Below are 24,774 nucleotides of genomic sequence, written 5' to 3'. Positions count from 1 at the left end.
TTCCTGAAGACGGAACGGGGATGCCGCGGCGTCGCACACACGACACACACCCGGACACGACACACACCCGGAAACGACACGCACCGTCGTCGCGGGAAGTGCTGCTCACCTCCGCTGGACCCGAGGGACGCCACTCAGCCGCGCAGCTCGCGCAGCACGAGGGCGGTACGCAGCGCGGCGTGCGCGGCCTCGGCGCCCTTGTCCTCCTTCGAGCCGGGCAGGCCGGCGCGGTCGAGCCCCTGCTGCTCGTCGTCGAGGGTGAGCACACCGAATCCGACCGGCTTGCCGGTGTCCAGGGCGACACGGGTGAGGCCGTCGGTCGCGGCCGACGACACGTACTCGAAGTGCGGAGTCCCGCCGCGGATGATCACCCCGAGCGCCACGACGGCGTCGGCGCCGGCATCCAGTGCCGCCTTGCTCACGACAGGAAGCTCGAAGCTGCCGGGCACCCGCACGAGCGACCATGTCGCACCGGATGCCGTCAGCTCACGCTCGGCCCCCGCGATGAGTCCGTCGCTGATGGTGTCGTGCCACGTGCCGGCGACCACCACCACCCTCAGTCCGTCGGCGTTCAGCGTGTCGTGTTCGGGTGCGCCGGCTCCGCTCATCGGGTCGCGCCTTTCTGGTCGGGGGTGTGCAGGGAGGAATCGGGACGGGAAGTGGAGCGGTCGCCGCGCGGCGCGGCGACGTGATGCGCCAGCAGCTCGTCGTCGGAGCTCGCCGCCGCGGTCTCCTCGAAGGCGTCGTCGAACGCCGACAGTTCGGAGTCCGCGACGGGAAGCAGATGCCCGAGCCGATCGCGCTTCGTCGCCAGATACTGCTCGTTGAGCGCACCGAGGCCGACGATGAGCGGCACGCGCTCCTCGACCGTGACACCGTGCTCTGTGAGCTGCTTGACCTTGTCCGGGTTGTTGGTGAGCAGCCGCACCGAGGTGATCCCGAGATCGGCCAGGATCGCGGATGCCGCACCGTAGTCGCGTGCATCGATCGGCAGTCCGAGCGCGAGGTTCGCGTCGAGGGTGTCGAGTCCGTCCTCCTGCAACCGGTAGGCGCGCAGCTTGTTGATCAGGCCGATGCCACGACCCTCGTGGCCGCGCAGATAGATGACGACGCCGCCGTCCCGTTGGATGGTGTCGAGCGCGGCGTCCAGCTGGGGTCCGCACTCGCACTTCAGGGATCCGAACGCCTCGCCCGTCAGGCACTCGGAGTGCACGCGCACCAGAGATCCGGTGGCCCCGGGGTCGCCGGCGATGACGGCCACGTGATCCGCACCCGTCATGCGGTCGCGGTAGGCGCGCATCCGGAACGGGCCGTGCGTGGTGGGCACCATGGTCTCGACCTCGAAGATCACGCGGGAGGATTCGGGAACGGGAGTCACGGCATCCGGGTGCTCGTCGGCGTGGAACTCGTTCAGGTAGTCGATCAGCGACTCGATGGTGATCACCGGAACGCCCTCGCGATCGCCGAACTCGATCAGCTCGGGCAGCCGCATCATCTCGCCGTCGTCTGCGACGACCTCGCCGATCGCGCCGACGGGCGTCATCCCGGCGAGCTTGAGCAGGTCGACGGTGGCTTCCGTGTGCCCGTCGCGCTCGCGTACGCCGCCTTCGACGGCCCGCAGCGGAACGATGTGTCCTGGACGGTGCAGGCTCCGTGGGGTCGACGACGGGTCCGCGAGCACACGCAGCGTGTGGGCGCGATCCGCGGCGCTGATGCCGGTGGAGAGCCGATCGGCGGCGTCGACGGTGATCGTGTAGTTCGTTCCGCGGTCGTCCTCGTTGTCGACGACCATGACGGGCAGTTCGAGCTTGTCCGCGAGTTCGTTGGTCAGCGGCGCGCAGATGAAGCCGGAGGAGTGCCGCACCAGCCAGGCGACCCACTCCTGCGACGCCGACTCGGCGGCCAGCACGATGTCGCCCTCGTTCTCGCGGCTCTCGTTGTCGGCCACGAGCACCGGGCGTCCGGCGCGCAGCGACTCGAGGGCCTCGGGGATGGTTGCCAGCGTCATGCGTTGCTCCTCACATCGGAGTCGGTGTTCCTTGTGCCGGTCGAGCCGACCGGTGCTCCACTCGTGCCACGGAATTCGGAGCGACGCGGTTCAGCGGATGTCTCTCCGACGGCGAGCATCCGCTGCACGTGCCGCGCGAGGATGTCCGTCTCCACGTTGACCCGATCGCCCACCACCCGCTGCCCCAGCGTCGTCGCGGTGAGGGTCTCCGGGATCAGCGACACCTCGAACCACTGCTGAACGGCGTGCGGATCGCTCACTGCGGAGACGGTCAACGAGACGCCGTCGACCGCGATGGATCCCTTGCGAACGACGAGCGAGGCAATGTCGGGGGAGAGACTGAAACGCACCACGCGCCAGGCCTCACCGGGAGTCACGGCCAGCACCGTGGAGATGCTGTCGACGTGACCCTGCACGATGTGGCCGCCGAGCCGGTCGCCGACCAGCGCGGCGCGCTCGAGGTTGACCCGCGTGCCGATCCGGGCGTCGTCGAGCGTGCTCACCGCGAGCGTCTCGGCCATCACGTCGGCCGTGAAGGTCCCTGGGCTCTGGTCGACGAGCGTCAGACACACACCGCTCACCGCGATGGAGTCGCCGTGCTTCGCCCCCTCGAACGCGACGGATCCGCGCACGGTGAGGCGCGCGGCATCCGCTGTGCGTTCGACGGCGAGGATCTCGCCGACCTCTTCGATGATTCCAGTGAACATGGTCATGCTCCTCGGGGTGTGCTGAGCGGGGAATCGGGAAGTCTGATGTCGTCGGGCCGAGCCGCCCCCCGCACCGTGGAGCCGGCCGGTGAGTCGTCGTCGGTCACAGACGAGTCATCTGACGACGCAGTGTCATCGGACGCCGCAGGGTCCGCACGCGGAGTCGGATCGAGCCGTCGAGCGGCGTCGTTGCGGGCGACGACGAGCACATCGTTGCCGAGGCGCGCGACGCGTTCCAGGCAGAGCGTTCGCTGCTCGGCGATGGTCTCGATGCCGATGTCCGTGAGCGCGACCCGCGGTCCGCCGAGCAGCGTCGGCGCGAGATAGACGTGGAACTCGTCGACGAGTCCGTCGCGCACGAACGCGCTCGCCAGCGTCGGTCCGGCCTCGACGTACACGGTGCGAATCCCCAGCTCGCGCAGTTCGACGAGCGTCGCGGCGAGGTTGTGCCCGCCCAGGAACACGGGGGCGTTCGGATGCAGCAGCACCGCGGCATCCTGCGGAACCGGCCGATCACCCAGCACGACGGGAACGGGCTGACGGGCCAGCAGCTCGCCGGCGTCGCCGCGCGCCGTCAGCGCCGGATCGTCGGCCAGCACGGTGCCGGTGCCCACGATCACGGCATCGGATGCCGCACGCTGCTCGTGCACGTGCTGGCGGGCTGCGGTGCCGGTGATCCAGCGGCTGGTGCCGTCCGCGGCAGCGGTGCGGCCGTCCAGGCTGCTCGCCCACTTGAGCGTCACGTGCGGGCGGCCGAGGCGCGCGGCCGTGAGCCAGTCCTCGATGAGGCGGGTTGCGGCATCCGCTTCCACGCCGGAGATGACGTCGACGCCGGCGTCGCGCAGACGTATCGCGCCGCCCTTCGAGGCGTGGCCCGGATCCTCGACCGCGTAGACCACGCGGGAGATGCCTGCGGCAATGAGTGCCTCGCTGCACGGTCCGGTCCGGCCGGTGTGATTGCACGGCTCGAGCGAGACGACGGCCGTCGCACCGGATGCCTGTCCCGGCTCGAGCTTCGACAGCGCGTCCACCTCGGCGTGGGGCGTTCCAGCGCCTCTGTGCCATCCCTCTGCGATCACATCACCCTCTGCGGAGAGGACGACGCAGCCCACTCGAGGATTCACGCCGTGCGACGGTCCGAGCATGGCGAGTTCGAGCGCTCGGCGCATCGGCGCCTCGAACCCCGTCTCGATCATCCCGGTCTCCGTCTGTCCTGCCCGGTCCTGATGGACCGAGTCCCTGTCACCGCCGGTTCTTCGAACCGGTCCGGACGGACTCCGGGGATGTCGGCGAACGCCGACGGCACGGATGCTGACACATCCGTGCGCGTGCTGCCTCCCATCCGGACTCTGCCGCCCCCAGCCTGAGCTGGACGCGCCATCACCGTCGGTGCCGGAATTCCACCGGCTCAACCTCGGCTTCCCTCCCGACCATGCACGCGGATCCTCACGGACTCGCGCTTCCAGCAGGCTGTCGACCTCGGCTCGCGGACTTTCACCGCCGGTTCGGACTTTCACCGACCCCGGAGCACTACGTACACCCTACCCAACGCGCCCGACGCCCCCGTATTCCCGCGTCACACCCCGTCGCAACAACGTGCGCGCCCCTCCCTCCCGAGGGTGCCGGTCTCTCCTCGCGAGGGTGCCCGTTTCTCCTCGCGAGGGTGCCCGTTTCTCCTCGCGAGGGTGCCTGTTCCTCTTCCCGAGGGTGCCTGTTCCTCCTCCCGAGGGTGCCTGTTCCTCCGCCCGAGGGTGCCCGTTTCTCCTCGCGAGGGTGCCCGCTCCGCGCACTCCTCACCGGCAACGACAAGGTCCCGCACAAGCACTCAACGAACTCCTCATCGCCGCCTGATGCACCGATCGCCTGACATCGCTTGCACTTTCGGGAGAAGGAACGGGCACTCTCGGGAGGAGGAACCGGCACTTTCGGGAGAAGAAGTGGGCACTCTCGGGCGGAGAGACCGGCACTCTCGGGCGGAGAGACCGGCACTCTCGGGAGGAGGAACGGGCACTCTCGGCGGGAGGCGCTGCATACCGGCAGTTGCTCGCACGGGAGCGCCGCCGGACTGTGCGTTGCCCGGGGCCACCTAGCCGACCGGAGTGAACGGAATGATCCGCCGGAGCTTTCCGCCCTGCTCCCGCTGCGGAGGTTCCACGGCGCGCTCCACGACTGCGCCGGACACGCCGTGCTCGGTGAGCACGCGCATGATCTCATCGCGGACGCCGAGCCAGACGGGCTCTTCGATCTCCGATCGCCCGCTCGCGCTCAAGCGCACGCGCAGCGTGCGCGGATCCGTCTGCACCAGCTGGTATTGCTCGACACCCGGCATGCGGTCGAGCAGCGTGCCGAAGAGCATCGGCGAGAGTTCGGCCCGCTCGCCGTGGTCGTCGGCGAATGTCAGCATGTCCATGGCCCGACCCTGAACGCGCACGGCCGGGAAAATGCTGCCGCACGGGCACGGATCCGGCCTCACGACGATGCTGTCGCCGAGGTCGTAGCGCAGCACGGGCTGAACGCGGTTGGCCAGATTGGTGAGCAGAGCCGTGTGCGAGAGCGTGCCTGCCGCGACCGGTCGGTGGTCTGCATCCACCGCCTCCAGCACGGCCCAGTCCGAGTTGACGTGGTACCAGCCCTCTGAGCAGCCGATGCCGAGGTAGCTGCACTCGGTCGCCGCATAGGCCGCCCGCACCGTGGAGCCGAAGGATTCCGTGAGCCTGTCGCGGATCTCAGGGGTGAGCGTCTCTCCACCCGGGATCACGATCGCCGGCCCGATGTGCAGCCTGCCTGCCTGCTGCTCACCGGCCAGGATCGTGAGCATGCCGAGGAATCCGCTGAGCATCGCGGGGTTGAAGCCGTTCAGCTGATCCACCAGCTGCTCAAGAGGTTGCGCGATGGAGAACACGCGCATCCGCGTGCCGAGCCTGGGGTGGTCGAGCTGGAAGCGGCGCGTCGACGCCACGGTGAAGAAGTGTCCGCCCGGCGCGGTGACCACCGCGGTGCGTCCGCCGCCCGCGAGCATCCGGATGACATCCCGCACGCCGAGCAGACCGCTCGCGCGTGATCCGAGCGCACTCTCCATCGCCAGAGCCCGCTCGTCCAGCACGAAGAGTCCGCGGATCCCGCTCGTGCCCGACGTCGTCGCCACGAGGTACCTGCCGAGGAACGGATGCCCGACCAGCTCCGGATCCGCCGCGAACGCCTCGACCCGCTCCCGCGTCACCTCCCGGTCGGTGACCCAGTCGTCGAAGTGCGCCATGAGTTCGCTCTTGCGCGTGACAGGCAGCACGGATGTGTCGTCGACACGATCGGGGAGCCCGCGGTACAGCTCGCGGTAGTAGGGCGAGTTCTCGCGGGCGAACGCGACCATCTCCGCCACCCGTTCGCGCTGGCGACGGAGGATGCCCTCCTGCCCTTCACGCACAGCCTGCCGCGCGTCCTTGGCCAGCTCTCGTGTGGTCTTCAGCTCTCGTGTGCTCTCGAGACCTCCGGTGTTCCGTGTCACGACAGTCATGCCTCCTCTGGTCGGTGCGATGCTCCGGCGGTCGTGACGGATCCCGCCTGCACAGGCCGTGCCTCCGTCTTCCCGGATGCTGCGTCCACGCCGCCCGCAGCGATCCCGAGCGCCTGCTCCGCGGCATCCCACAGCTGTTCCTGCGTGAGACCGAGTGCTGCGCCGGCCAGCGTCACCTGCTGGATGGATCCGATCACGCATCCCGTGATCGCCGCGGCCGTCACGGCGTCGAGCTCCTCGGGGAAGGCTTCCAGCAATCGGCCGGCGATCCGCTGCTGGAGGTCCAGCATCAGGTAGACGGTCTTCGTTCGCAGGGCCGACGTCGTCAGCGACAGCCGCGCCATGGCCGAAGTCTCGGCGGTCTCACGCTTCGGCGCACTGTCGCGCAGGTGCGTCGCGTACTCCCGCACGGCCCGCACCAGGGCGCCGCCCGGTGTCTCGTGCGGGTCGCGGCGAGAGATGGCATCCAGGAGCACGTCGACGTCGAGGTCGAGCTCGTTGAAGAGAACCTCGTCCTTGCTCGGGAAGTAGTTGAAGAACGTCTTGGGGTCCACGTCGGCGGCTGCGGCGATCTGCGCCACCGTCGTCTTGTCGTACCCCTGCTCGTCGAAGAGACGGACCGCCGCGGCGACGATGTTCGCCCGGGTCTGCTGCTTCTTGCGTTCGCGTCGGGTGACATCCACGCGAACAATATACACTCGATGGAAAAATCTAGTGAGTGGAAATTACCGGATTCGAAGCCTCTTCCCTTATGCCGCCCACTTTCCTCCGACTGCAGCGCCAGCGTGGGCGTGCCGCCGTTCACAATTCAGGAGCCGAGGTCGTCGACGCGTGTCGGATCGCCGCGATTCCGGGCCGCTCGGCCTGCGCCCGCGGTGCCATTCCTGAGTTATGAACGGTGCGAACGGTCGCCAACGCGAATTCGCCTAGGCCTGCACGAGGCCCTGCCTGTCGTCATCCGTTGTCCGGGCACCTATGGCGCGCGTGAAGGCTCCCGTGACCGTGGCTCGCCAAGGGCACACTCCTCCAGGCTTCGACCTGCCAGGAACCATGGCACGCGATCGCATCCCTGGACAATGCATGGCATCAAGGACTCATCGACAGTGACGGAGTCGGCGAGATCTTCTCGCGGCTCCCTGCCAACGCCCGATGGATACAGAAGTGTCTGGACCCTGCCGCGGAAGCGGGCCAGGAGAGCGTGCTCAGGATGATCGTTCGCCGGCTGGGGCTTCGTTACGAGATCCAGAAGGGGCTTCCGGGTCTTGGCCGCGTCGACATTCTGGTCGAGGGCGTGCTTGTCCTCGAGGCGGACAGCCGCGCTCATCATGACGGTTGGGAGCACCACGTCGAGGATCGGAGGCGGGATCTCGCCGCAGCCAGGCTTGGGCTGGCGTCGCTCCGACCGGCTTACCAACACACGATGTACAACCAGGCACTCGTCGCGGATGCGATTCGCGGCTTGATCGGTGCTCTTCTCGGGCGCTGAACTCGGGCTGGCACGCTCAACGAGGATGCACCCGTTGTCGGGCACGGTCATCGGCTCTGATCAGGCCCCGACTCTGCGGATATCCGGTCATGGCGCTTGTCGGCGACCGTCGGCCGCGGGACTTCCTGCGCAGGGTCGATCGCTCACGTACATCCGAGAGACATCCGTGCGCCGAGAGTCCGAGGACCTGGACCTGGACCCGTTCACAATTCAGGAAGCCCGCTCCAGCGGCTCGATCATGGGCCACAGAAACTCAGCAGACAGCGGAGACCACGGTCGCTGACAGGGCGTCCGTTCCTGAGTTGTGAACCGGGACACGAAGGCATGTGAAACAGGGACGCCGATGTGCGCGGCATCGCGGCAGGGACGCGAGGCCGAGACAGCCGGGCACGCCGCGCGAACCTGACCACGCGTGGTGGAGCACCACATGATGCACCGGCCGACGTACCGGATCGGCCTCCGAATCAGGCGAGCAGCCCCGGCAACTCCGCCAGCGAGTCGATCCGCAGCACACCGACCGCATCCGCGGTCTCGGATGCCTCCGGCGTCACCTCGGCTCCGTGTCGGTCGATCCACACGCCCGTGAGCCCGGCACGAGCGGCGCCGATCGCGTCCGTCGCGAGGCGGTCGCCCACGTACACCGCCTCTGCGGGCTCGACCCCCAGTCGTTCGCTCGCGAGCAGGAAGATGCGGGGATCCGGCTTGGCCACGCCGAGATCACCGGATGCCACCACGGCGTCCACCTCGGGGCCGAGTCCGACCGCGTCGATCTTGCGCAGCTGGTAGTCGAGCTCGCCGTTCGTGATGATGCCGAACCGCACCCCCGGCAGGTTCGCACGCAGGGCGTCGAGGCACGGTCGCACGTCATCGTGCAGGTGCCAGCTGTCGACGTAGTGCGTGAAGTATCTGTCGAACCAGGACATCTCGTCGGCCATGGCCAGGGATGCTCCGTGCCGCGACGCGAAGTCCCTCGCGCGCGACCTGCGCTGTTCGTCGAAGTCGACTTCGCCCGCCAGATACCGGTGGTAGTGCAGCTCCTCCAGCGCCCGCCATGCCTCGACCTCGGCCGCGGCATCCGACGCGTCATACGGATGCCCGAGTGAACGCACGTGCGCCACGATCGCCACCGCAACCGCTTCGCGGTGGGCGAAGAGCGTGTCGTCGAGGTCGAAGAGGACGGCGCGGATGTCTGTCACGTGGCGTTCCGATCAGGTCTTCGGAGGGGAAGCTGTCGCCTGTGCGCGGCCCGCCGGTAGCTCGCCTCGGATCCGGTGCGCGTCACGCTCTGCAACTGCCCAGCCGCATGTCTACAACCGCACGCGCCGCAGGAAACCCACGGCCTCGTACGCCCTGGCCAGGGTCGCCTCCGCGACCTCTGCCGCGCGGGCCGCGTTCGCGGCGAGCAGGCGGTCGAGCTCCGCCGGATCGGCGAGGAGCTCGAGGGTCCGCGCTCGCACGGGCTCGAACTCGCCGATCACGACCTCTGCGAGGCCCTTCTTGAGGTCGCCGTATCCGCGGCCCTCGTACTCGTTCGCGACGACCTCGAGGCTCTGCCCGGAGAGCGCGGAGTAGATGGCCAGCAGGTTGGACACGCCCGGCTTGGCTTCACGGTCGAAGCGGATCACGGCATCCGTGTCGGTCACGGCCCGCATGATCTTCTTGCGCGTGACGCCGGGCTCGTCGAGCAGCAGGATGAGCCCCGCGACGGAGTCGGCGGACTTCGACATCTTCGACGTCGGGTTCTGCAGGTCGTAGATGCGCGCGGTGTCCTTCTGGATCAGCGCTTTGGGCACCACGAACGTCTCGCCGAATCGCGAGTTGAACCGCTCGGCCAGGTCGCGCGTGAGCTCGACGTGCTGGCGCTGGTCGTCGCCCACCGGGACCACCTCGGCCCCGTACAGCAGGATGTCCGCAGCCATCAGCACCGGATATGTGAAGAGCCCGACACTGGTCGCGTCGGTGCCGTAGCGGGCCGACTTGTCCTTGAACTGCGTCATCCGGCCGGCCTCGCCGAACCCGGTGATGGTGTTCAGCACCCACGCCAGTTCGGCGTGCGCCGGCACGTGCGACTGCACGTACAGCGTGGAGGCCGTGGGATCGATGCCTGCGGCAATGTACTGCGCGGCGGTGCGGCGGGTCTTCTCGGCGAGCTCCTTCGGATCCTGCGGCACCGTGATGGCGTGCAGGTCGACCACGCAAAAGAACGCGTCGTGGTCCTTCTGCAACTCGCGCCACTGCAGCAGCGCGCCGACGTAGTTGCCGAGGTGCAACGAATCGCTCGACGGCTGGATGCCGGAGAAGAGGCGGGGCTTGCTCATGTGCTGTTCTTTCTACTGCTGATGTAGGTCTGTGGGGCCACTTCTGCGCTGCGACCCAGATGAGGAACCGCTGTCGTGCACCGGAGCTCCCTCACACGGTTGCTCCCTCACACCGGTGAGTCTTCCCGATCCTGACGGGCCGGGTGCGATCTGGCGGGAGCGAGATGCGCGAAGGGTCAGATCGCGTAGTCGACGACGACAGGTGTGTGGTCGGACCATCGCTCCTCGTAGGAGGCCGCCTTGTCGACCTGATAGTCGACCATCTTCGCCGCGAGCGGCTGGGTAGCGAGCTGGTAGTCGATGCGCCATCCGGTGTCGTTGTCGAACGCCTGGCCACGCCAGGTCCACCACGTGTACGGACCGTCGACCTCGCCGGCGCTCTTGCGTCCCAGGTCGATCCAGCCGTAGCCGGCGCCGTCGTTGTAGCGCTCGTCGGTCTCGGCGCCCATGAAGTGGTCGAAGTAGGCGCGTTCTTCCGGCAGGAAGCCTGCGCGCTTGACGTTGCCCTTCCAGTTCTTGATGTCGAGGGTGCGGTGCCCGACGTTGAGGTCACCCATGACCGCAGCGAGCTCGCTGTGCTGGGGCAGCGCCTTCATGCGGGCATCCATCGCGTCGAGGAAGCGGTACTTGTATGTCTGCTTCTCCGTGCCGGCCTCACCGGAGGGCACGTAGGCACTGACCACGGTGACGATCGAGCCGTCCACCTCGTAGTCGGCTTCGAGCCAGCGTCCGGCCGTGTCGAAGTCTTCATCGCCGAGCGCGACCCGGTGGATGGATGCCTTGCCGCGGCTCGCCAGCGCGACTCCGGCGCGTCCCTTGGCCGTTGCCGCATCGTGCAGGATGTCCCATTCGTCGCCGAGGAGCCCGGTGAGGTCATCCGTCGAGGCGCGGACCTCCTGCAGCGCGAGGATGTCGATCCCGCGACCGTCGAGCCACGCGCCCATGCCGCGGCGGAACGCGGCTCGGATGCCGTTGACGTTGACCGTGGCGATGCGGAGCGTGCGGCGTGGGGGCATGGGTTCGAGTTTAGTCGGCGCCTCCGACACGACTCGCCTGCGTGCCGCCGTTGGCAGGGCGTGGGGCGCTGGACGGACCACCGCCGTTCGCGGCTCCGGCCCTCGCAGAGCCCGAACCGGTCCCATCCGTGACGGATCGGCGATCGGCGCGTTTCCCGCGACCCTTCTTCTCCGCGTCCTCCGGGCTCCGCGGCGGCTGCACGGCCGTCGACGATTCCAGCCACCAGCTGTGTTTCTGCGGCGGTCGGGGGCGCGGCTCGCTCTCGATCCGTTCCAGTTCGGCATGCGCGTCACGCACCCGGCGGTTCGCGAACCACTTCGACAGTCCGCGGACGCTCGCCGCATGCTCCTCGGCGTTCTCCACGGCGGTCTGCGCCACGAGCAGCCGTGCGGCGTACTCCGCCACCGCCTTCTCGTACGCCAGTTGCTCCGGCGTGCGTTTGCGGGGATCGATCCCGTGGTCGAACATGCTGACGGCGATCCAGGCCGCAGCAAGAAGGATGACGCGGCAGATCCAGTTGAAAAGCAGGAGCATCCCGACGAAGACGGCGAACGTCGCGAGCAGCGGATTCCGCGACGCTCCGCCGATCAGGAGTCCGCTCAGCACGCTGAGTCCGCTCAGCGCCGCCGCACCGAGCAGCGGTCCCACGACGAGATACCGCCACGGGATCACGACGCGCGACAACACGCGGAACATGACGGTCAGCACGAGGTAGTTCAGGCCGATGGCCACTGCGAAACCGATCAGGCGGCCGAAGAAGGTGGACCAGAACGAATCGCTCTGGATCCCGATGTAGTCCAGCAGCGCCTCCATGGCGTCGGTGGTGATCACCGTCACCGCCGCCGAGACGATCAGCACCACGCCGAACGCGAGCGCGAGCACCAGATCCGTGATCTTCTGCAACACGTAGTTGCGTTCGTCCCGCTCGAGGTCGAACATCGCGCGCACGGCCTGGCGCGTGTAGTACAGCCAGGCGATCGCCGTCCAGAGCAGACCGACGGTGGCGATGATGCTCGTCCAGCCGAACGCGCCGCCGAGCCCGGCGAGAGCGTCCTGACTGATGACGCCTTTCTCGTCTCCTTCACTGATCAGGCCGGGGATCGCCTCGTTGATGATCCCGACGAGCGCGTGCATGAGGTTGGGGTTCCCGGTGAGCCAGATGCCCGCGATCGAGAAGCCGACCCAGATCGCGGCGAACACCGCGAACAGCGACTGGTACGACATGCCGGCGGTGCGGAGGTTGCCGTCGTTGTGCGAGAACTGGTTCCACACCCGGTAGGGCTTGAGGTCCGAGACCCACTTCCACCAGCCGTTCACGGTGCTGACGGGTTTGCGCAGCCGGTCCCGGAGCGGGTCGGCCAGTTCCTCGAGCCGTTCCGTGAACTCTTCGCGGTCGTGTTCCGCATGTGCCTTCAGGCGATCGACCTCGGCGTCATGGGCAGAGATGGATGCTCGTGCCCCGGTGCCCGCGTCTGCTCGCCGGGACGAGGCATCCGTCGACTTCGCGTTCCCCCGCGCCACGGCATCAGCCTAGGGGCGATTGAGGGTGGGAAAGGCGAGCACGCTCGCCTTTCCCGCACCGATTGAGCCCCTAAACGGGGAGGATGCTGCAGAGGCGATTGAGTCGTCGCCCTCTGACCGCGGTCACTCGTCCGCACCGATTTCGCCCCTCATCAGCGAACCCGCGAGAGTGTGCGGCGTGGTCGCGATTCGAGCGCATGTGTCGGGCGGCATAGGCTGGGGGCGTGTCGATCCAGATCACGGGCATCGGCGTGGGTCGGGGCGTCGCCGTCGGCCCGGCGCTGCGCATGCCGGACCCGATCGGCGAGCCGCCCGACGCGGAGTCGCAGGCGGAGGCATCCGATGAGTATCGCCGCGTCGAGACGGCGGTGAGCACCGTCACGCGCGAGCTCGTCGAACTCGGGCACAAGGCGGGCGGCGACGCCGAGGGGATCCTCGAGGCCCAGTCGCTGATGGCTCAGGATCCCGCCGTCGTCGACGACATCGCTCGGCGCATCGGTGACGGCAAGACGGCCGAACGCGCCGTGTTCGAGGCGTACGAAGAATATGCGACGGTGCTGGAAGGACTGGGGGAGAACCCCGCGGCACGCGGCGTGGATGTGCGCGATGTCGCGCGCCGGATCATCGCACGCCTCCGCGGAGTCGCACTGCCGACGGTGCCGAAGTCCGACGCCCCGTTCGTGCTCGTGGCCAACGATCTGGCCCCTGCGGATACCGCGACCCTCGACCTCACGAAGGTGCTTGCGGTCGTCACGCGCGACGGCAGCACCTCGTCGCACACCGCCATCCTCGCGCGCAACAAGAGTCTCGTCGCGGTCGTCGGTGCGGCGGGGAGCGACGCGATCGTCAACGGTCAGACGGTGATCGTCGACGCTGCGCAGGGGCTCGTCGTGATCGATCCGGCAGCGGACGCCGTCGCCGCAGCGGCGGAACGCGGCGGCCGCGTCGCAGCCCCGCAGCCCTTGACACCGGGAGCGCTCGCCGACGGCACGCGCGTGCCGCTCCTCGCGAACGTCGGCTCCCCGGAAGAGGCCGCGCCTGCCGTCGCGCTCGGGGCCGAGGGCGTCGGTCTCTTCCGCACCGAGTTCCTTTACCTGGATGCCCGCAGCGCACCGCCCGTCGACCTGCAGCGCTCCCGCTATCGCGACCTGATGTCCGCGTTCCCCGGCCGCAAGGTCGTCGTTCGCGTGCTGGATGCCGGTGCAGACAAGCAGCTCGCCTTCCTCGGCCACACGCACGAGGAGAATCCGGCGCTGGGGCGTCGCGGCATCCGTGCCCTCCGCGAGCACGAGGGCGTGCTGCGCGATCAGCTCACTGCGCTCGCCGGTGCGCAGGAAGACACCGGAGCGGATCTCTGGGTGATGGCGCCGATGGTCGCCGACGTCGACGAGACCGAGTACTTCGTGTCGCTGGCGCGATCCCTCGGCTTGCGCACGGTCGGCATCACGGTCGAGGTGCCGTCCGCCGCGGTGCTGGCGGATCAGATCGCTCCGCTCTGCGACTTCGTCAGCATCGGCACGAACGACCTCACCCAGTACACGCTCGCGGCCGATCGGCAGCTGGGGTCCGTTGCGCACTATCAGGACCCGTGGCATCCGTCCGTGCTTCGGCTCATCAAGCTGATCGGCGATGCCGCACGAGTGTCCCGCACGCCGGTGGGAGTCTGCGGCGAGTCCGCATCCGACCCGCTCATGGCCGTCGTGCTCGTGGGTCTCGGCGCCGACGACCTTTCCATGTCGCCGGGAGCGCTCGCGGATGTGCGCGCCACTCTTGCACGCGTCACGCTCGAGCAGGCCAGGGAGCTGGCGGCCACGGCACTCGTGCAGCGCAGCGCAGCGGATGCCCGCGCGGCCGTCGCTGCGGCCCTCGACTGAGCGCGGGCCGGCCGGCACGCCGCACCGGATGCGAACGCCGTGGATTCGATCCGCGCTGCGTCGAGCGGGGTCGTCGTCTCGTCTGCACCGCCCCGCAGTCGCTCTCGTTGCCGCCCGGCACTCGGCCGTAGTCTGATTCGATGGACACTCGGCAGCTGCCCCTTGACCGAACCTCGACGGATACGCTGGCCGCGTCCGCACTCCGTTACGGCCTGGTCGACGGATCCGATCGCGACGCGCTCGCCGCATGGGACGAGGCGGACTCCCGCGGCTTCCACGACCGGCGCCCGGATCCCGAGGCGATCGCCGAGCACTCGCAGCACGTCGCACACCGCAGGATCACGGGTGTCTGGGACGACGGCATCCCGGATCCGCACATCCCCGTCGCCACGGTCGCGAGCTGGGTCGGCGACCTGAGCACACCGGGCGGCAGCCAGCCGTCCTGGGCGATCAGCTCGGTCACCGTGGCGCCGACGCACCGTCGACGCGGGGTCGCGCGGGCACTTCTGGAGGGGGAACTGCGCACGGCGGCCGCCGCGGGCATCCCGATGGCGTCGCTCACCGTGTCCGAGGCGACCATTTACGGTCGCTTCGGATTCGGACCGGCGACCCAGAGCGCCGACCTCGCCGTCGAGACGAAGCGCGCGGGATGGGCCGGAGCGGCATCCGATGAGGGCGGACGGCTCGTATTCGTGTCGCCGCAGGTCGCCTTCGAGAGCTGCCGCGGCCTGGTGGATCGCGCCGGCGCGCAGACGCCTGGCGACTTCGAGATCGACGACTACCACTGGGGCAGGCTCGTCGGCCACTTCGGCGACCGTGACAAGAGGTCGGCATCGATCCGCGTGGTGCGCTACGACGACGCGGCCGGCGAACCGCAGGGCGTCGTCGCCTACCGGATGATCGCCGACAAGAACGACTTCACGAAGCACACGGTCGAGGTCGACTACCTCCGAGCGGCGACGGACGACGCCTACGCCGCACTGTGGAAGTACCTGATCGAGCTCGATCTCGTGACGACCGTGCGGTACGAAGTGGCGTCGGCGGAAGAGCCGGTGCTCTGGATGATCCGCGATCAGCGCGCCGCCCACGTGGTGACGAGCGATCACCACTGGCTGCGCATCCTCGACGTGAAGACGGCCCTCGAGGCGCGTCGCTACGGACGGCAAGGGCGTCTGGTCCTTCGCATCGACGACCGCCTGGGTTTCGCCGCCGGCACGTATCTCCTTGACGTGCGGGACGACGGATCAGCCGCGGTCGAGGAGACGGATGCCGAACCCGACGTGAGCATGGACGTCGCGTCGCTTTCCGCCCTCTACCTCGGCGCGTGGCGGGCATCCACCTTCGTGCACGCCGCACGGCTCACGGAGCACACGGATGCGGCTGCCGCACGCCTCGACGCGATGTTCCGCAGCCAGGAGACGCCACTGCTCAGCTTCTGGTACTGACGCCCGAACGGATGATGCGCCGGCCGGAACTCGTCGTTCCGGCCGGCGCATCGTCGTAGGTGCGGCTGCGAACGCAGCTCGCTTCGGCAGAAAAAACGGAAGCGGGCAGTGGGCTTTCGTTGCACCAGGTCCCCTCGCGAGCACAGCTCGCTCGGCGCTGGGGTCGCGGCGAAGGTCCACCGGACCTTCGCTTTCAGCTCCACCGCGCGGCGCAGCTCGCTCAGCGGAAAACGCGAAAGCGGCCCGCCGGGCCCCTTTCTCTTAGCGTTTTCCGCGCATTATCGCCTGCTTCACCTCGGCGATCGCCTGGGTGACCTGGATGCCGCGGGGGCAGGCATCCGTGCAGTTGAAGGTCGTGCGGCAGCGCCACACGCCTTCCTTGTCGTTGAGGATGTCGAGGCGCACCTGGGAGGCGTCGTCGCGCGAATCGAAGATGAAGCGGTGCGCGTTGACGATGGCGGCGGGGCCGAAGTACTGACCGTCCGTCCAGAACACCGGGCAGCTGGACGTGCACGCTGCGCACAGGATGCACTTGGTCGTGTCGTCGAAGCGGGCGCGGTCCGTCACGGACTGGATGCGCTCCTTGCCCTCCGGCGGCGTCGAGTTCGCCTGCAGGAACGGCTGCACCTCACGGTACGAGGCGAAGAAGGGCTCCATGTCGACGATGAGGTCCTTCTCCAGCGGCAGGCCCTTGATGGCCTCCACGTAGATGGGCTTCTGCACGTCGAGATCCTTGATCAGGGTCTTGCACGCGAGGCGGTTGCGTCCGTTGATGCGCATGGCATCGGAACCGCACACGCCGTGGGCGCACGAGCGGCGGAACGTCAGGGATCCGTCCTGCTCCCACTTGATCTTGTGCAGGGCGTCGAGGATGCGGTCCGTCGGATACATCTCGACGTCGTAGTCCTGCCAGTGCGGCTCGGTGTCCACATCCGGGTCGAAACGCCGGATGATCAGCGTGACGATGAACGACTTGATCTCTGCGGGGGCGTCGGATGCCGGTGCGTCAGCGACGGCGGTGGACATCAGTACTTCCTCTCCATCGGCTGGTAGCGGGTGACCACGACGGGTTTCCAGTCGAGCTTGATGTGGTCTGCCGGGTTCGACGAGTGCGGGTCGCCGGTGAGGTAGGCCATGGTGTGCTTCATGTAGTTCTCGTCGTCGCGCTTCGGGAAGTCGTCGCGCATGTGACCGCCGCGGCTCTCCTTGCGGTTGCGGGCGGAGAACACCACGACCTCGGCGAGGTCGAGCAGGAATCCGAGTTCGACGGCCTCGAGCAGGTCGGTGTTGAACCGCTTGCCCTTGTCCTGCACCTGCACGTTCTTGTACCGCTCGCGCAGCCCGTGGATGGTCTCGGTCACGGCGGCGAGCGTCTCGTCGGTGCGGAACACCTGAGCGTTCATGTCCATCTGGTCCTGCAGCTCCTTGCGGATCGCCGCGATCCGCTCGGTGCCGCTCGAGTTGCGGAGGCCCTCCAGCATGTCGCGCACGCCGGCAGCCGGGTTGTCGGGCAGCGGCACGAAGTCCGCGGTCTTGACGTACTCGACGGCGTTGCGTCCGCTCCGCTTGCCGAACACGTTGATGTCCAGCAGCGAGTTGGTGCCGAGGCGGTTCGAGCCGTGCACGGACACGCACGCACACTCCCCGGCCGCGTAGAGGCCCGGGACGACGGTGGTGTTGTCGCTGAGCACCTCGGCGTTGTTGTTCGTCGGGATGCCGCCCATCGCGTAGTGCGCGGTCGGCATGACGGGCACCGGCTCGACGACGGGGTCGACGCCCAGGTACGTGCGGGCGAACTCCGTGATGTCCGGCAGCTTGGTCTCGAGCACCTCGGCGCCGAGGTGCGTGCAGTCCAGCAGCACGTAGTCCTTGTTCGGACCGGCTCCGCGGCCGTCGAGCACCTCCTGCACCATGCTGCGGGCGACGATGTCGCGAGGCGCGAGGTCCTTGATGGTTGGCGCGTACCGCTCCATGAAGCGCTCACCGGATCCGTTGCGCAGGATGGCGCCCTCACCGCGGGCACCCTCGGTGAGCAGGATGCCGAGCCCGGCCAGCCCTGTCGGGTGGAACTGGAAGAACTCCATGTCCTCCAGCGGGAGGCGCTTGCGCCACACGATGCCGACGCCGTCGCCGGTGAGCGTGTGTGCGTTGGACGTCGTCTTGTAGATCTTGCCGAATCCGCCGGTCGCGAAGATCACGGCCTTCGACTGGAACACGTGCAGTTCGCCGGTGGCGAGTTCGTACGCGACGACGCCGGCGGGGCGACGCTGGCCGTCGACATCCGTCATCAGCAGGTCGAGCACGTAGTACTCGTTGAAGAAGTTGATGCCGAGCTTGACGCAGTTCTGGAACAGCGTCTGCAGGATCATGTGGCCCGTGCGGTCCGCCGCGTAGCAGGCGCGGCGCACGGCAGCTTTGCCGTGGTCGCGGGTGTGGCCGCCGAAGCGACGCTGGTCGATCTTGCCGTCAGGGGTGCGGTTGAACGGCAGACCCATGTTCTCCAGGTCGATGACCGCGTCGATCGCCTCCTTGGCGAGGATCTCCGCAGCATCCTGGTCGACCAGGTAGTCACCGCCCTTGACGGTGTCGTAGGTGTGCCACTCCCAGTTGTCTTCCTCCACATTCGACAGGGCTGCTGCCATGCCGCCCTGTGCAGCACCGGTGTGGGAGCGGGTGGGGTAGAGCTTGGAGATGACGGCCGTCTTGGCGTGGGGGCCCGCCTCGATGGCGGCACGCATGCCGCCGCCGCCTGCTCCGACGATGACGATGTCGAACTGGTGGTAGTGCACGCCGTCGATCACGGCTCCGTCTGCGATCTGTTCAGTCACGTGGATGTCCGTAGCTTTCGGTTCTGTTCTCTAGCGCTGTCGCGGGGCGGGTTACTTGGTGATGGTGGAGCAGAACTGCGGAAGCAGATCGGCGGGCGCACCGCTCGGGCACGGGTCGAAGAACGTGACCGTGTAGGTGCCGAGCAGGATCAGCACGACGACGGCCGCGAGGATGAGCACCTTCAGGGTGACGTTGACCGTGCGGTTGTGCGCATAGTCGTTGACGATCGTGCGCATGCCGTTCCCGCCGTGGATGAGCGCCAGCCACAGCATCAGGCCGTCCCACACGCGCCAGAACGGATCCGCCCACTTGCCGGCGACGAAGCCGAAGTCGACGGCCTTGATGCCCTCGCCGAGCACCAGGTTGACGATCAGGTGGCCGAAGATCAGCACGACGAGCAGCACGCCGGAGGCGCGCATATAGATCCAGCCCCACTTCTCCCAGTTCGTGCCCTTCGAGCGCGCGGGACGGGTTGGCGTGCGGGGTGCCTCGATGGTGGTCACGACGCGGCCCCTTCGCTGAAGACGTTCATGAGGTGGATCGGCGCGAAGCCGAGCATGAGCACGACCCACACCACGATCACCGTCCAGAACATGACCTTCTGGTACTTGGCGCCCTTGCTCCAGAAGTCGATCAGGATGATCCGGATGCCGTTGAGCGCGTGGAACGCGATCGCCGCGACGAGCGCGGTCTCACCGAGGCCCATGATCGGGTTCTTGTAGGTGCCGATCACCGCGTTGTACGCCTCAGGGCTGATGCCCAGCACGACGGAGTCCAAGATGTGGACGAGCAGGAAGAAGAAGATGGCCACGCCGGTGATGCGGTGCAGCACCCACGACCACATGCCTTCCCGACCCCGATACAGCGTTCCCCCGGGCCGATTCTTGGTCGGCTCGAGAGTGTCTGCCGCTTCTGCTGGCACGGACAACCCTCCCTGGTGTGTACTCGCGGGCGCGCCGACGTAGCGTTCGATGCATGCGGATTCGGCGCGGACCCAGTTTACGTCCCGCTTCCGGCGCCCGCTGCTAAGGCCAGCCTAACTGTCTCGACGTCGAGATACTTCACCACTCGTTCCGTGCGGGTCATTCCGGCATCCGCTGTCCGTTGGTGTCGGGTAGAAGCGGCGGATGCGGCGCGAAGGGACAGCGGAAGGGGACGGTGCTGGGGAGGGTGCTGGGGTGGGCATCCCGTTCGGCTGTCCGTTGGTGTCGGGTGGAAGTGGCGGATGCGGCGCGAAGGGACAGCGGAACGGCGCCGTGGGCGGAACGAGAGACACTCGTGGTGCCAAAGGGGCTGCGGGCTGTCGGCAGGTGCGGCAGGATCGTGACATGGTGCTTGCGGATGTCTCGATCGGCATGGCGGGAACGCTCGGCCCCGAAGCGATCGGCCGACTGGCCCCGACGGTCGAAGCAGGCGGATTCGCCTCACTGTGGGTCAATGACACTCCGGGCGGTGACTCGCTGGCGGTGCTTGCGGCAGCATCGGATGCCACGCAACGGCTGACGTTGTCCACGGGCGTGATCCCCGTGGACCGGAGGAGCCCTGAGCAGATTCTCGCCGGGATCCGGAGCTCGGAGCTCCCCGAGTCCAGGCTTCGGATCGGCATCGGCGCTGGGCAGAGGAAGCAGGGCGGGCTCGCCCTGGTGGGCGACGCGGTGGTGGAACTGCAGTCGGCGTCTCAGGCGGAGGTGCTGGTGGGCGCTCTCGGCCCGCGGATGCGGCGGCTCGGTGCGGAGTCGGCCGACGGTATCCTTCTGAGCTGGCTCACCCCTCGGCTCGCCAGAGAGCAGGCGGACGAGGCGCACGAGGTGACGCCCGACGCGCACGTCGCGCTGTACGTCCGTGCCGCGATCGACCGGGATGCCGCCGCCCGGCTCGCCGAGGAAGCCCGCCGGTACGCCGGCTACCCCACGTACTCCGCGAACTTCGCACGCCTGGGCATCCGCGCCGAGGAGACCGTCCTGGATCCTGCTGCCTTCACGGATCGTCTCGCCGAGTACCGTGAGGCGGTCGACGAGGTCGTGCTGCGCGCGATCACGCCAGGCGACACGGTCGACGACTACACACGATTCGCCGAGCAGGTCGCCGGCCTGCTCGGCGACATCTGAACGTGTGGTGCTCGATTCGCTGTGACGTTCGTCGGCGGAGCTTTCGGTGGCGACCGCTCACGCGGGCGTTGTCATGCAGGGTCGGGCGGCAACCGGCCCGCCGGCCCTACAACCAGTGCCGCTTCTTGAACACGAGGTAGAGGGCGCCTCCGAGCACGATCATGAGGCCGATCGCCATCGGATATCCCCACACCCAGCCGAGTTCCGGCATGAAGCGGAAGTTCATGCCGTAGATCCCCGCGATGAGGGTCGGGGTGAAGAGGATGGCCGCCCAGGACGAGATCTTCTTCACGTCCTCGCCCTGGCGGTACGTCGTCTCGGCGAGGCTCGTCATCCTGATGTTCTGCCGTTCGCTGACCAGGGTGGCGTTCACGGTGAGGATGTCGCGCAGCATCCGCTTGAAGTCGTCGACGCGCTCGTTCACCACGGTGAGGTGGTCGGCCACGTCGCGCAGATTGCGCTGCAGTTCCTGCGTCACCCCGTATTTCTCGCTGCCCTGCTCGAGCGAGTCCATCACCTCGGTGAGCGGATGCGTCGCCCGCTGGAAATCGATCACCTCGGTGGAGAGGTCGTAGATGCGTCGCGACACGTTCGCATCACCGTCGAACACCTGCGTCTCGATCTCATCGATGTCGTTGGCGAGACCGGCGACGACCGGGGCGTATCCGTCGACGATCGCGTCGATGATGGCGTACAGGATGCTCTGGGTCCCCAGCGCGAGCAGCTCGCGATCGCGCTCCATGCGGGTGCGCACCTGTGAGAGGTCCGGCGACTCGCTGTGCCGCACCGTGATCACGAAGTTCGGACCGACGAACACGTGCACCTCGCCGAACGACACCTCTTCCGGCACGTCCAGGTAGTTGGCGGCGCGCAGCACGACGAACAGCACGTCGTCGTAGCGCTCGAGCTTGGGGCGCTGGTGCGCCGCGATCGCGTCTTCGATGGCCAGCTCGTGCAGGTTGAACTCCCGTGCCAGGGAGTGCAGCTCCGCTTCGCTCGGTCGGTACAGGCCGATCCAGGCGACGCCGTCTGGTGTTTCGTGCAGAGCGCGATACGTCTCCGCGAGAGTGGTCGGGGACGAGATCCGTCGGCCGTCGGCGTAGATGGCGGAATCCACGATGGTGCTGCGTGCCGGGCCGCCGGGCACCGGAACGGGAGCCGTTCCTGGAGCTGTGGCGACCCCGCGTGATCGTTGCATGAAAGGGATCGGAATGACGCGTCGTCTGCGTTCGGCCATGGGTTCGCCTCCGTTCGAGAGCGGGAGAGTCCATGGGACGGAATCGTCCCGACACACCTTAAGCCCGAGCGCCTGTGCAGAAGCGCCGTCCGGCGGCGCTGCTCAGAGGTCGAGTGCCCGTTGCAGCCGCATCCCGGCGGCCGCGCGATGCGCGATCGCGGTCTCGTAGTGCTCGAGGAGCCGGTCGCACAGATCCGCCCACGACGACTTGAGCACGGCTCGTCGCCCGGATTCGCCCATGCGCCAGCGCAGCGACCCGTCGTCGACGAGGGTCTGCACCGCGTCGCGAAGCTGCCGATCCGTGTCGACGAGGAACCCGTCGATGCCGTGCCGCACGAGATCCACCGGTCCGCCGGCATTCGGTGCGATCACGGGGATGCCCGTTGCGTGCGCCTCCTGCACCGTCTGCCCGAAGGTCTCCTCTGTGCCCGTGTGCACGAACACGTCCATCGCCGCATAGGCCGCGCCCAGCTCGGCACCGCCTCGCCGACCCAGCCACGAGACGGGCATCCGCCGCAGCGCACGTCGTGCAGACACCTCGCTGGGGCCGTCACCCACGATCGCGATGCGGATGCCGTCCATCCCGCGCAGCGCGGACAACCGCTCCACCTGTTTCTCGGGGGCGATCCGGCCGACGTACCCGATGACGACCTCGCCGTCGGGGGAGAGCCGCTCCCGCAGCGCGACGGTGTCCTGTCTGGACCGGTTGTTCGGGTGGTACCTCACAAGATCGACGCCACGACCCCAGCGGCGAACGCGAACGATCCCCGCTTCGGCGAGATCGTGGGCGGATGCCGTCGACGGCGCGAGCGTGAGGTCCGCGCCGTTGTGCACCCACCGCACATAGCGCCAGGCCAGATTCGTCGTGAGGCCGAGCCGGTTGCGCTTGGCGTAACCCGCGACATCCGTCTGGTAAATCGCGACGGTCGCCACCCCGAGACGGCCGGCGGCGGCGATCGCCTGCGCGCCGAGCAGGAAGGGTGATGCGGCGTGCAGCACGTCAGGCGCGAAGTCCGCCAGCACGTGCTGCACCTGAGCACTCGGCATGCCGAGAGGGAACTGGCGGTACGCGATGGACGGCACGGCGTGCACGCGGAAGCCGGCGTACTCGGGGGGCGCGTCGGGGCCGGGGCAGATCACCGTCGCCTCGTGTCCGCGCGCCCTCAGCTCGTCGAGCACGCGGCAGACGCTCGTGGTCACGCCGTTGACCGTCGGCAGGAAACTCTCGCTCACGATGGCGACCCGCATGCTCGACACGGTAGGAATCCGCCGTTGCTGCCGAGTGAATCCCGTCTGAACCGGGCTGGTCATCCGTCGGAAGGATCGGCGGATGCGGCGCCGTACTCCACCTATCCTGAGGGCATGAGCGCTTTGCCACTCGACGACTTCTACTGCGTCATCCCTGCCGGCGGTGTCGGATCACGGCTCTGGCCGCTGTCCCGCGCCGACGCGCCGAAGTTCCTGCACGACCTCACCGGATCGGGCTCCACGCTGCTGCGCGCGACCTGGGATCGCCTTGCTCCGCTGTCCGGTCCGGACCGCGTCATGGTCGTGACGGGACGCGCCCACCGCGCAGCCGTGGAGGAGCAGATCCCTGCTCTCGCGGACCACAACGTCGTGCTCGAGAGCGAACCGCGGGACTCGACTGCTGCGATCGGCCTCGCCGCCGCCATCCTGGAGCGCCGTCAGCCGGGCGTGATCATCGGATCATTCGCGGCCGATCACGTGATCGGCAACGAGCCGCTCTTCCGCTCGGCCGTGGCCGAGGCGGTGGCTGCTGCACGGGCGGGTTACATCACGACGATCGGCATCACGCCGACCGAGCCCGCGATCGGTTTCGGGTACATCCACGTCGGCGACCCGCTCGCCGTCGACGGCGCGAAGTCGGCGCGCCAGGTGCTCTCGTTCGTCGAGAAGCCCAACCTCAAGACCGCCAAGAAATACCTCGCAGGCGGGGACTACCTGTGGAACGCGAGCATGTTCATCGCGAAGGCGTCGGTGTTGCTCGAGGAGATCGGCAAGTCGGAGCCCGAGCTGCTCGCAGGCCTCCTGGAGCTCGCAGAAGCATGGGATGACCCGGCGATCAGGGGACCCGTCGTGGACAGGGTGTGGCCGAGCCTTAAGAAGGTGGCCATCGACTACTCCGTGGCGGAGCCGGCTGCGGAAGCAGGCAGACTCGCCGTCATCCCCGGTCACTTCAGTTGGGACGACATCGGCGACTTCGCCTCGCTCGCCAAGCTCAACAGTGCGGGACGGCCGACGGACCTCGCCATTCTCGGCGAGAACGCGCGCGTGCTGTCGGATTCCTCCAGCGGCATCGTCGTCAGCCAGACCGGTCGCGTGATCAGCCTGATCGGCATCAAGAACGTCGTGGTGGTCGACACTCCGGATGCCCTGCTCGTGACGACGAGTGAGAACGCCCAGCGCGTGAAGTCCGTCGTGGAAGCGCTCAGGCTCACCGGTTCGACCGAGGTGCTCTGACCTTCGGCGCACGATTGCCGGACGCGTTTTGACGCGCATCGTGATGCCGTGAACCGTCGTGGTCCTTGTCAGGCGATCGCGGTCGCCTGCGCCACGAATCGTGTCTGCACATCTGTTGGTGCACGTCGGATCGCCGTGCACTTTTGAGCAACCCTCTATCCCAGAATGCTCAAAAGAAACAAGATGATAACGGCGACGTTAAGAAGTCCATACCGCAATCCGAGGCATTCGT

General features: G+C 68.0%; 21 protein-coding genes. 5 read left to right on the top strand and 16 right to left on the bottom strand.

The genetic code is table 11. The features are described 5' to 3' along the window. Window positions 1-134: 134 nt before the first annotated feature. From ribH to ACX9R5_RS16120, 6 genes are all read right to left on the bottom strand, one after another. Entirely contained in the window at window positions 135-608 is a 474-nt protein-coding gene (gene ribH, locus ACX9R5_RS16145) for a 6,7-dimethyl-8-ribityllumazine synthase (protein ID WP_459410064.1), read from the bottom strand. Further along, window positions 605-2,008, bottom strand: a complete 1,404-nt coding sequence (gene ribA, locus ACX9R5_RS16140; protein ID WP_459410063.1) for a GTP cyclohydrolase II — start codon at window positions 2,006-2,008, stop codon at window positions 605-607. Before ribA ends, ribH begins: the two co-directional genes overlap by 4 nt. Then, window positions 2,005-2,715, bottom strand: coding sequence for a riboflavin synthase (locus ACX9R5_RS16135; protein WP_459410062.1), 711 nt, complete (start codon window positions 2,713-2,715; stop codon window positions 2,005-2,007). Before ACX9R5_RS16135 ends, ribA begins: the two co-directional genes overlap by 4 nt. 2 nt (window positions 2,716-2,717) lie before the next feature. Beyond that, the gene (gene ribD, locus ACX9R5_RS16130; protein ID WP_459410061.1) at window positions 2,718-3,911 is read right to left on the bottom strand and encodes a bifunctional diaminohydroxyphosphoribosylaminopyrimidine deaminase/5-amino-6-(5-phosphoribosylamino)uracil reductase RibD; all 1,194 of its coding nucleotides are present in this window, start codon (window positions 3,909-3,911) and stop codon (window positions 2,718-2,720) included. An 890-nt stretch (window positions 3,912-4,801) separates the two neighbouring features. Continuing rightward, window positions 4,802-6,226, bottom strand: coding sequence for a phenylacetate--CoA ligase family protein (locus ACX9R5_RS16125; RefSeq protein ID WP_459410060.1), 1,425 nt, complete (start codon window positions 6,224-6,226; stop codon window positions 4,802-4,804). After that, window positions 6,223-6,909 carry a TetR/AcrR family transcriptional regulator gene (locus ACX9R5_RS16120; RefSeq protein ID WP_459410059.1) on the bottom strand — a complete coding sequence of 229 codons (687 nt, stop codon included), beginning with the start codon at window positions 6,907-6,909 and terminating at the stop codon, window positions 6,223-6,225. The genes ACX9R5_RS16125 and ACX9R5_RS16120 overlap by 4 nt, the downstream gene beginning before the upstream one ends. Before the next feature lie 524 nt (window positions 6,910-7,433). Between ACX9R5_RS16120 and ACX9R5_RS16115 the strand changes: the two genes are divergently transcribed. Further along, window positions 7,434-7,712: a hypothetical protein gene (locus tag ACX9R5_RS16115; RefSeq protein ID WP_459410058.1), complete on the top strand. Its 279-nt coding sequence runs from the start codon at window positions 7,434-7,436 to the stop codon at window positions 7,710-7,712. 464 nt (window positions 7,713-8,176) lie between these two features. Here the strand turns inward: ACX9R5_RS16115 and ACX9R5_RS16110 are convergent, their stop codons facing one another. From ACX9R5_RS16110 to ACX9R5_RS16095, 4 genes are all read right to left on the bottom strand, one after another. After that, window positions 8,177-8,908 (bottom strand): HAD family hydrolase, encoded by a 732-nt coding sequence (locus ACX9R5_RS16110; RefSeq protein WP_459410057.1) that lies wholly within the window; start codon window positions 8,906-8,908, stop codon window positions 8,177-8,179. Window positions 8,909-9,019: 111 nt separating this feature from the next. After that, the gene (gene trpS, locus ACX9R5_RS16105; protein ID WP_459410056.1) at window positions 9,020-10,030 is read right to left on the bottom strand and encodes a tryptophan--tRNA ligase; all 1,011 of its coding nucleotides are present in this window, start codon (window positions 10,028-10,030) and stop codon (window positions 9,020-9,022) included. Between the two features lie 176 nt (window positions 10,031-10,206). Continuing rightward, window positions 10,207-11,046: an exodeoxyribonuclease III gene (locus tag ACX9R5_RS16100; RefSeq protein ID WP_459410055.1), complete on the bottom strand. Its 840-nt coding sequence runs from the start codon at window positions 11,044-11,046 to the stop codon at window positions 10,207-10,209. 10 nt (window positions 11,047-11,056) lie between these two features. After that, window positions 11,057-12,568 carry a YihY/virulence factor BrkB family protein gene (locus ACX9R5_RS16095; RefSeq protein ID WP_459410054.1) on the bottom strand — a complete coding sequence of 504 codons (1,512 nt, stop codon included), beginning with the start codon at window positions 12,566-12,568 and terminating at the stop codon, window positions 11,057-11,059. Between the two features lie 230 nt (window positions 12,569-12,798). On the opposite strand from ACX9R5_RS16095, the gene ptsP reads away from it, so the two are divergent. Further along, window positions 12,799-14,442, top strand: a complete 1,644-nt coding sequence (gene ptsP, locus ACX9R5_RS16090; RefSeq protein ID WP_459410109.1) for a phosphoenolpyruvate--protein phosphotransferase — start codon at window positions 12,799-12,801, stop codon at window positions 14,440-14,442. A gap of 140 nt (window positions 14,443-14,582) precedes the next feature. After that, the gene (locus tag ACX9R5_RS16085; RefSeq protein WP_459410053.1) at window positions 14,583-15,887 is read left to right on the top strand and encodes a GNAT family N-acetyltransferase; all 1,305 of its coding nucleotides are present in this window, start codon (window positions 14,583-14,585) and stop codon (window positions 15,885-15,887) included. Between the two features lie 261 nt (window positions 15,888-16,148). Here ACX9R5_RS16085 and ACX9R5_RS16080 read toward each other — a convergent pair whose 3' ends face one another. From ACX9R5_RS16080 to sdhC, 4 genes are read right to left on the bottom strand one after another with little or no spacing between them, the layout of a single operon-like run. After that, window positions 16,149-16,913 (bottom strand): succinate dehydrogenase iron-sulfur subunit, encoded by a 765-nt coding sequence (locus tag ACX9R5_RS16080; RefSeq protein WP_459410052.1) that lies wholly within the window; start codon window positions 16,911-16,913, stop codon window positions 16,149-16,151. Next, on the bottom strand, window positions 16,913-18,715 hold the full coding sequence (gene sdhA, locus ACX9R5_RS16075) for a succinate dehydrogenase flavoprotein subunit (protein WP_459410051.1): 1,803 nt from the start codon (window positions 18,713-18,715) through the stop codon (window positions 16,913-16,915). Before sdhA ends, ACX9R5_RS16080 begins: the two co-directional genes overlap by 1 nt. Before the next feature lie 51 nt (window positions 18,716-18,766). Further along, window positions 18,767-19,219 (bottom strand): succinate dehydrogenase hydrophobic membrane anchor subunit, encoded by a 453-nt coding sequence (locus ACX9R5_RS16070; protein WP_459410050.1) that lies wholly within the window; start codon window positions 19,217-19,219, stop codon window positions 18,767-18,769. Further along, window positions 19,216-19,644: a succinate dehydrogenase, cytochrome b556 subunit gene (sdhC, locus tag ACX9R5_RS16065; protein WP_459410049.1), complete on the bottom strand. Its 429-nt coding sequence runs from the start codon at window positions 19,642-19,644 to the stop codon at window positions 19,216-19,218. Before sdhC ends, ACX9R5_RS16070 begins: the two co-directional genes overlap by 4 nt. 400 nt (window positions 19,645-20,044) lie before the next feature. Between sdhC and ACX9R5_RS16060 the strand changes: the two genes are divergently transcribed. Then, a complete protein-coding gene (locus tag ACX9R5_RS16060; RefSeq protein WP_459410048.1) occupies window positions 20,045-20,824 on the top strand; it encodes an LLM class flavin-dependent oxidoreductase in 780 nt (259 codons plus the stop codon). 106 nt (window positions 20,825-20,930) lie between these two features. On the opposite strand, the gene ACX9R5_RS16055 is transcribed toward ACX9R5_RS16060, so the two are convergent. Next, entirely contained in the window at window positions 20,931-22,022 is a 1,092-nt protein-coding gene (locus tag ACX9R5_RS16055; protein WP_459410047.1) for a magnesium and cobalt transport protein CorA, read from the bottom strand. Window positions 22,023-22,163: 141 nt separating this feature from the next. Further along, window positions 22,164-23,309: a glycosyltransferase family 4 protein gene (locus tag ACX9R5_RS16050; protein WP_459410046.1), complete on the bottom strand. Its 1,146-nt coding sequence runs from the start codon at window positions 23,307-23,309 to the stop codon at window positions 22,164-22,166. A gap of 114 nt (window positions 23,310-23,423) precedes the next feature. Between ACX9R5_RS16050 and ACX9R5_RS16045 the strand changes: the two genes are divergently transcribed. Further along, window positions 23,424-24,542: a mannose-1-phosphate guanylyltransferase gene (locus tag ACX9R5_RS16045; protein WP_459410045.1), complete on the top strand. Its 1,119-nt coding sequence runs from the start codon at window positions 23,424-23,426 to the stop codon at window positions 24,540-24,542. Window positions 24,543-24,774 lie beyond the last annotated feature (232 nt).

It is taken from the genome of Rathayibacter sp. CAU 1779 (assembly GCF_054551755.1).
Note: the sequence above shows the minus strand (reverse complement) of the source record. Positions and strands in the feature narration are given on the sequence as shown.

Bases quoted from the DNA above. Each gene is read 5' to 3' on its own strand.
- ribH (WP_459410064.1), bottom strand. From the start codon at position 608: ATGAGCGGAGCCGGCGCACCCGAACACGACACGCTGAACGCCGACGGA.
- ribA (WP_459410063.1), bottom strand. From the start codon at position 2,008: ATGACGCTGGCAACCATCCCCGAGGCCCTCGAGTCGCTGCGCGCCGGA.
- ACX9R5_RS16135 (WP_459410062.1), bottom strand. From the start codon at position 2,715: ATGTTCACTGGAATCATCGAAGAGGTCGGCGAGATCCTCGCCGTCGAA.
- ribD (WP_459410061.1), bottom strand. From the start codon at position 3,911: ATGATCGAGACGGGGTTCGAGGCGCCGATGCGCCGAGCGCTCGAACTC.
- ACX9R5_RS16125 (WP_459410060.1), bottom strand. From the start codon at position 6,226: ATGACTGTCGTGACACGGAACACCGGAGGTCTCGAGAGCACACGAGAG.
- ACX9R5_RS16115 (WP_459410058.1), top strand. From the start codon at position 7,434: ATGATCGTTCGCCGGCTGGGGCTTCGTTACGAGATCCAGAAGGGGCTT.
- trpS (WP_459410056.1), bottom strand. From the start codon at position 10,030: ATGAGCAAGCCCCGCCTCTTCTCCGGCATCCAGCCGTCGAGCGATTCG.
- ACX9R5_RS16100 (WP_459410055.1), bottom strand. From the start codon at position 11,046: ATGCCCCCACGCCGCACGCTCCGCATCGCCACGGTCAACGTCAACGGC.
- ACX9R5_RS16085 (WP_459410053.1), top strand. From the start codon at position 14,583: ATGGACACTCGGCAGCTGCCCCTTGACCGAACCTCGACGGATACGCTG.
- ACX9R5_RS16080 (WP_459410052.1), bottom strand. From the start codon at position 16,913: ATGTCCACCGCCGTCGCTGACGCACCGGCATCCGACGCCCCCGCAGAG.
- ACX9R5_RS16060 (WP_459410048.1), top strand. From the start codon at position 20,045: ATGGTGCTTGCGGATGTCTCGATCGGCATGGCGGGAACGCTCGGCCCC.
- ACX9R5_RS16055 (WP_459410047.1), bottom strand. From the start codon at position 22,022: ATGCAACGATCACGCGGGGTCGCCACAGCTCCAGGAACGGCTCCCGTT.
- ACX9R5_RS16050 (WP_459410046.1), bottom strand. From the start codon at position 23,309: ATGCGGGTCGCCATCGTGAGCGAGAGTTTCCTGCCGACGGTCAACGGC.
- ACX9R5_RS16045 (WP_459410045.1), top strand. From the start codon at position 23,424: ATGAGCGCTTTGCCACTCGACGACTTCTACTGCGTCATCCCTGCCGGC.